Source organism: Mesorhizobium qingshengii (assembly GCF_900103325.1).
Lineage (GTDB): Bacteria > Pseudomonadota > Alphaproteobacteria > Rhizobiales > Rhizobiaceae > Mesorhizobium > Mesorhizobium qingshengii.
The window spans coordinates 1-5773 of the sequence record NZ_FMXM01000061.1; the positions used below are offsets into that span (position 1 = coordinate 1).

Below are 5773 nucleotides of genomic sequence, written 5' to 3' on the forward strand. Positions count from 1 at the left end.
CCCGCTACGAGAAAGGGGCAATGATCCTGACGTCCAACCGCGGCTTTGCAGAGTGGGGAGATGTTTTTGGAGACGCCGTGGTCGCCACCGCGCTTCTCGACAGGCTTTTGCACCATGCCGTCGTCGTTCAGATCGAAGGATCAAGCTACAGGCTGCGCCAGCATGCCGAATTGATGCCTGAACACGTCCGTTCGAAAGCCCTGATTACTCCACCGTCATTCGCTCCACCATCACGGCCGCGCGGTCGGCCGCCGAAAAATACCCAATTCTCCATGCCGTCCGAGACGGCGTAATTGGGGAATTTTACTTCGGCACTTTTGGGGAAATTTCACCCGGTATTGACACCAAGGACGGATTCGGGTTGAAGGCGCACCTCGCTTGTCGCTTGCGCATCATGTGGACATTTCGATGCTGGACAGAATGATGCCAGCGCTGAGGGACGACTTGAAGCCGAGCATCGGCCGGATACGGCGCTTGATGCGCCGATGGTCCTGTTCGATCCGGTTAATCAGGTGTCTACTCTTGCGGATCTGGGTCGGCTTCAGCCGGCGCCGGGAGCGATGCTGCAAGCGATTTGTGGTGTCGCAGGACCCGATCGCCTTTTGGCTGCGCCTGCCATCTGCTTGTTGAAAGCAGGTTGAGGTCTGAATTGAGCTTCAAAACGCAAGCGACAGGTCGAGATTGTGCTGCACCATTCGGTTCCCAGGCTCCAACTCGAGCGCTTGCCGATATAACACCTGCGCCGCGTCGTGCCGCCCCTCGAGATCCAAGATCACGGCTTTCGCGTTCAATACGCGCAAACTTCCTGGGGCTGCAACCAAGAGTCTGTCGAGTACCTGAAGCGCCTCATGCGGGCGTCTCTGCTCCACCAAAGCATTCGTAAGTCCGATCGCTGCATCAACATTGTCAGGGTGCTGTTGCAGCTCATCCCTCAATGCCCGCTCTTGAGCATCCGGACCGACTGCGCGCAAAATGCGCTCTCGCATAGCCGGATCGATTTCGTTGGCGTTGCGCAAATCGAGGGATGATGACTCCGTCACTGAAAGAGAGGGGTTGTCCAAGCTGGCGCAACCGCCGACAGGCAGAATGGCGAGTACGAGGAAGAGCAGAGAGTTCAGGTGAAAAAACCTGAACGATCGGAGAACTATATTCACATGTGAGCTCATGTTTGATTCTCAATTATAACGGGATGCTATGACGTAGTCGGTGACTAGCGGATTGGCTTTACTATGGCGGCCCAGGTGGAAATTTCACGGACCCCACGGGTTTAATTGTAAAGTCGGAGGCGAGCTCTTGATAAGACAGCACAGCAAGATCGATCCCGTTTCGCGTGAAAAAGCCCCGGACAAAGCGTCGGATATCCGTTGAGGTCAAAACGACAGGGCGGTTCTGACCCGGTGCGGTGTTCGAAAGGATCTGACGCATCTGCGACAGCAGCGCTTCGCTTTGCCGATCCTCTAGTACGAGGTAGGGGCCTGCAGCCGAATCTCGAACTGCATTGCGCATCACATCCTCACTCCCACGTTCCACGACCAACGCGGCCACGATGCCCTCTGTGTTGGCATAGCGGTAACAGATCTGCCGCTTCAAACCAGACCGAACATTTTCGGTGAGCAGGGCAACATCTTGCTCACGCTCGCTCCATTCAGCCAATCCTTCCAAGAGGAGGCGGGTATGGCGGATCGGGATACCTTCATCCAGGAGCCGACGCAGCACATCCGCAATCCGAGGAATCGGCGTGGTCCGCAGTACCTCCTTTACCAGATCAGCATAGTTCTGCTCCATTCGGCCAATCAGTTGGCGGGTCTCTTGAATACCGACCAACCGTGAAGCAAAGCGGGTCAACGCTGCATGGACGCGCAACGCGAGGAATTCACCTGGTCCGTAATGCGTGATGCCGATGCGCTTGAGAGCCGGTGCATGGCGTTGTTCGGTCACGAGTCTGCCCGATTTTGGATCACGCCGAAAGGGGATACCGCTCGATTCGACTTTCGCCACATCATCTTGTAGCGTTAGCTCGTTCGGATTTAACACATCCTGCTCGACGGGCACCCCCTCTATATCTATCCGAAACTGCGACTCCGACAACTGCAGGTCTACCGTGATAGGGATCAGGGGGACGACAATGCCTATGTCGGCTGAGACTAGTAGCGAAAGGCGTGCAATCTCCTGCTGCAATTCGCTTTGTTCGATCGCATACATCAAGTCTGGTGCAAGGAAGAAAGCGATCGGATGTTCCTGTGCTGGCGCGGTTTGCTTTGGGGTCTCCCCTGAAGTTTCACATATGGTATTGACGCTAGCGAGGTCTGGCACATCGCTCTTGACAAAGCTGATCGCGCCGAAGATTGCGGCCAAGATCAAAAAAACGGGCAGAGGGAAGCCAGGAACGAATCCCATTAGGATCAGTACACAAGCTGCAAGCCGCAATGGTCGCTTACTGCCCGTGAGCTGACTCACTATTTCAGTACCAAGATTAACCTTCGCGGGCCCAGTGACACGGGTCACGACTGTCGCCGCTGTAATCGAAAGCAGCAGGGCCGGAATCTGCGATATCAATGCATCGCCTATCGTCAGCAATGTGTAGTGATGCAGCACATCTCCGAAGGACATGCCCTTCGAGAGCAGGCCGATCGAAATTCCACCCAGCATGTTGATGAAGATAACCACCAGTCCGGCGATGGAATCGCCCTTTACAAATTTCATTGCGCCATCCATAGCGCCGTAAAGTTGGCTTTCCTTCTCCAATGCGGCGCGCCGCCTGCGAGATTCGGCAGCGTCGATGTGGCCGTTGCGTAGCTCCGCGTCGACGGCCATTTGCTTACCAGGCAGTGCGTCCAAGGTGAAGCGCGCCGCCACCTCTGCTACGCGTTCGGCGCCCTTTGCCAGGACCATGAATTGCACCATGGTGACGACCAGAAATATGACGAAACCCACAACAATATTGCCCGAGATCACGAAATCTCCGAACGTGTGGATGATGGCACCTGCCTCCCCCTCGGCCAGGATCAGGCGCGTGGTTGCGACGGTGAGCGCGAGGCGAAATACCGTGGCAAGCAAAATGACGCCGGGCAAAGAAGAAAGATCAAGTGGAGTGCCAACATAAAGGGCAACCATCATCAGTAGGATCGCGAGTCCCATATTGAATCCTATCATCGCGTCGACCAGCACGACCGGGATAGGCATGACCATCAGAGCGATCGCCAGAAGCAGCATCAGCGCGACCATTAGGTCAGGGTTGGCTGGCGAACGCTTGATGAAGTTGCGGAGGGCGTTGGCCATCGAGGCCCCTTTTCGATCGTTTGAGTGTCACTCTGCTGCTTCGCAGTGAAAGCGTGGCAAGCGAAGTCGGTCGGCTCTTCCAAAGTTTTGGGCCAGCCAATCGCCAGGCCGCGCATGGGAGCCAGAAAAATACGCGAGGTACCGGCCGCAGCAGAATGATTGCCGACGACGTTATTCTGGTTGATAGGCGGGCTAATAGGGGAGGGCCGCAAGGCGGCCGTTTCGGCTTAGAAGCACACGGCCTTCCTCGATCCGGTCGACCGTCCATCCGTCCTCTAGAACGGCGCCAACAAAATACTTCTCGCCATCGACGACGAGATACGGTTGGGGTCCATGCCAAACGGCTTCGACGGCGATTGCGGATGGCGCTTTTTCGTCTTGGGTGAGCACTCCATTGATCAGGGTTAGTGCGCCCTTGCTACGATGATCGAACCATTGCTGAAGCTTCCGCCAGCTGATGATCGATGCAGACGTGACCGTACCCTCTGCGGTCACAGCACCCCTCGCCGAGGTGACCTTAACATTCAGCAGGCCCGCTCTGTCCACTTCGTCCTGCAGCTCTTTGGCCACCGCCTCTGCAGTCTGGTCGCTGGCGCGGGGACTGGTTCGCTTCGACTCATAATCGGCCCTGGGTGTATCGGGTCTCGATACACCAGCATCCCCGTTATAGGAGAAAATGGCTGCGAGAGTACCGGCCGCTAGAGAGGCGAACATAACCATGGCCAGAACACGGCTCGAGACGCTTGATATGCCGATCGAACTATTTAGGACTCCATTCTTTACGGACCAGAGAATGGACATCTCGCCTGAGAGAACGACGACGGGGAGGGACACGACAACGCTCTCGCCCACGGCAATGTTCCGCTTCCCTTCAATCCTTAGTCCGGCAGCAAGCGCCTCGACCTCGACCGAGTTGCCAAGAAGTTTGATACGAAAATGATGCGAGGCCAGCCCTTGCTCAACGAAGATCATATCGGCGTCCAAGCCGCTGCCGACTAAGCTCGTTTCGAGAGAAGTCTTACCGGCCAACCCACAATAGAGCCCCGACAGCACTTCGTAATAGAGGGAAATGGTGTCATCCACGGATGATCTCTCAAATAAAGGACAGAGGCCGCACAGCAATTGCCATGCGGCCATTTTCGCTCCACGTCGCGCTACCATAGAGGCGCGGAAGGAGGCTACCTTGAGCCCCGTTGAACGATTAGGAAACGCGTTCGTCGGCCGCTTTCTTGATTGTGTTGAGATTGGTCGTAACGGTGCGGAGCAGTACACTCCTAGCCGTAGCCTCCAAGCTCATCGCCGATAGCTCCGCGATTTGGGCCTTGAAAGCGACTTCCCCAGCGGCTTTGGTGCCGACGTCTGCAGCCATTGTACCACCAGTACCAACCGCACTCATACCAGTACTTGCTTTAGTCATTTTGTTCTCCTTGTCTGTTCAAACTGTGCCGTTAACACGACACCACCTCCTGACGCAGACCATCCACATCAGGCATCCTCGTCAGTTTCCGCCAAAGCGTCGTCGGCGTCAGCCATAGCATCGTTCGCAATAGTCATCATAAAAGAGGAGAGAACGGCATCGAAGTGTTCAGTTAGAGTTTGCGCGCCATCTCCAGAGACGGTCGGACCCTCCGGCCGATCACCCCCGCTAACAGGCTTGTTACGATGATCACTCCCATCAACCGGCTTATTATGGGCAGATTGGACGGGGGACGGGTGCTGTGGTTTGGCATTCCGATCTCCATGCCCACTGCGGGTCAAGGAAAAGCTGGCGATACCACCTCCACTTCCAACTCCTGCAACCATCCGGTTCTCCTACATCAGTTTCCATTGGGGGACGCCTAACACCATCATTTAATCAAGTTACGAGCGCCAGCTTTCCAGAAGCTGACGACTCTGAACAAAATGCAGCAACCGAGAAACGTCGTGGACGTTTCGGGCTTCTGCTCGGGACAAACTTGTTGATTTGTCTGCAAGGTGTAGTGTTGGCCACGCTTCTGGCGCATGCAGGGGCCTCAAGGCCACGCTCGATGTATTTGCGGATTGTCTTTCGATCGACGCCGGTCTGCCTGGCGATCGCTGACGCCGACAGCCCCTGCCGATGCATATCCAAGGCGTTGTCACGTTGTTTGAAATGTGGCCGCGTGAGGCCGACACCGCGCTTTTCAGGCAGGCAGTGGGCGTTGTCACGTTGTTTGAAATGTGGCCGCGTGAGGCCGACACCGCGCTTTTCAGGCAGGCAGTGCACTCACGGCTTCCCACGCGGCCATTGCCTGGCGTCGATGGGTTCGAATTTGTGCTGCCGAGCGGTTGGTCTGGGAGGGGACGAAGAGATTTCGGACGGCGGAGAAGATCGACACGAAATGCTGCAATGAGCCGACCGACCGGAAACCCTGTCGCGTTCGTTCCCGTTTTCGGAACGGCAGATGAGAATTCTCCGCCCGGTTGTTCAAGCCTTTATGCGAGCGGTGTTCCACGTTCGGCATGACCTGGCGTT

Annotated in this window: 6 protein-coding genes and 2 pseudogenes; 1 reads left to right on the forward strand and 7 read right to left on the reverse strand. The window is 56.2% G+C overall.

What is annotated here, in order from left to right; genetic code table 11:
- A partial coding sequence (locus tag BLS48_RS33865; RefSeq protein ID WP_167365350.1) for an ATP-binding protein occupies positions 1-293 on the forward strand: 293 nt, incomplete at its 5' end.
- Between the two features lie 10 nt (positions 294-303).
- Here the strand turns inward: BLS48_RS33865 and BLS48_RS33870 are convergent.
- The 7 genes and pseudogenes from BLS48_RS33870 to BLS48_RS33900 all read right to left on the reverse strand — a co-directional run.
- Positions 304-530: pseudogene (locus tag BLS48_RS33870) on the reverse strand (DDE-type integrase/transposase/recombinase); the annotation flags it as partial.
- Positions 531-656: 126 nt separating this feature from the next.
- The gene (locus BLS48_RS33875) at positions 657-1166 is read right to left on the reverse strand and encodes a tetratricopeptide repeat protein (RefSeq protein ID WP_038654870.1); all 510 of its coding nucleotides are present in this window, start codon (positions 1164-1166) and stop codon (positions 657-659) included.
- A gap of 61 nt (positions 1167-1227) precedes the next feature.
- Entirely contained in the window at positions 1228-3279 is a 2052-nt protein-coding gene (gene sctV / locus BLS48_RS33880; RefSeq protein ID WP_038654873.1) for a type III secretion system export apparatus subunit SctV, read from the reverse strand.
- A 192-nt stretch (positions 3280-3471) separates the two neighbouring features.
- Complete coding sequence (locus BLS48_RS33885; protein WP_276315583.1) at positions 3472-4416, reverse strand: SctD/MshK family protein; 945 nt, start codon at positions 4414-4416, stop codon at positions 3472-3474.
- 64 nt (positions 4417-4480) lie between these two features.
- Complete coding sequence (locus tag BLS48_RS33890; protein ID WP_038654879.1) at positions 4481-4696, reverse strand: hypothetical protein; 216 nt, start codon at positions 4694-4696, stop codon at positions 4481-4483.
- A 588-nt stretch (positions 4697-5284) separates the two neighbouring features.
- Positions 5285-5383: pseudogene (locus BLS48_RS36720) on the reverse strand (HTH domain-containing protein); the annotation flags it as partial.
- Between the two features lie 124 nt (positions 5384-5507).
- On the reverse strand, positions 5508-5773 hold a 266-nt coding region (locus BLS48_RS33900), incomplete at its 5' end, for a DDE-type integrase/transposase/recombinase (protein ID WP_143019590.1).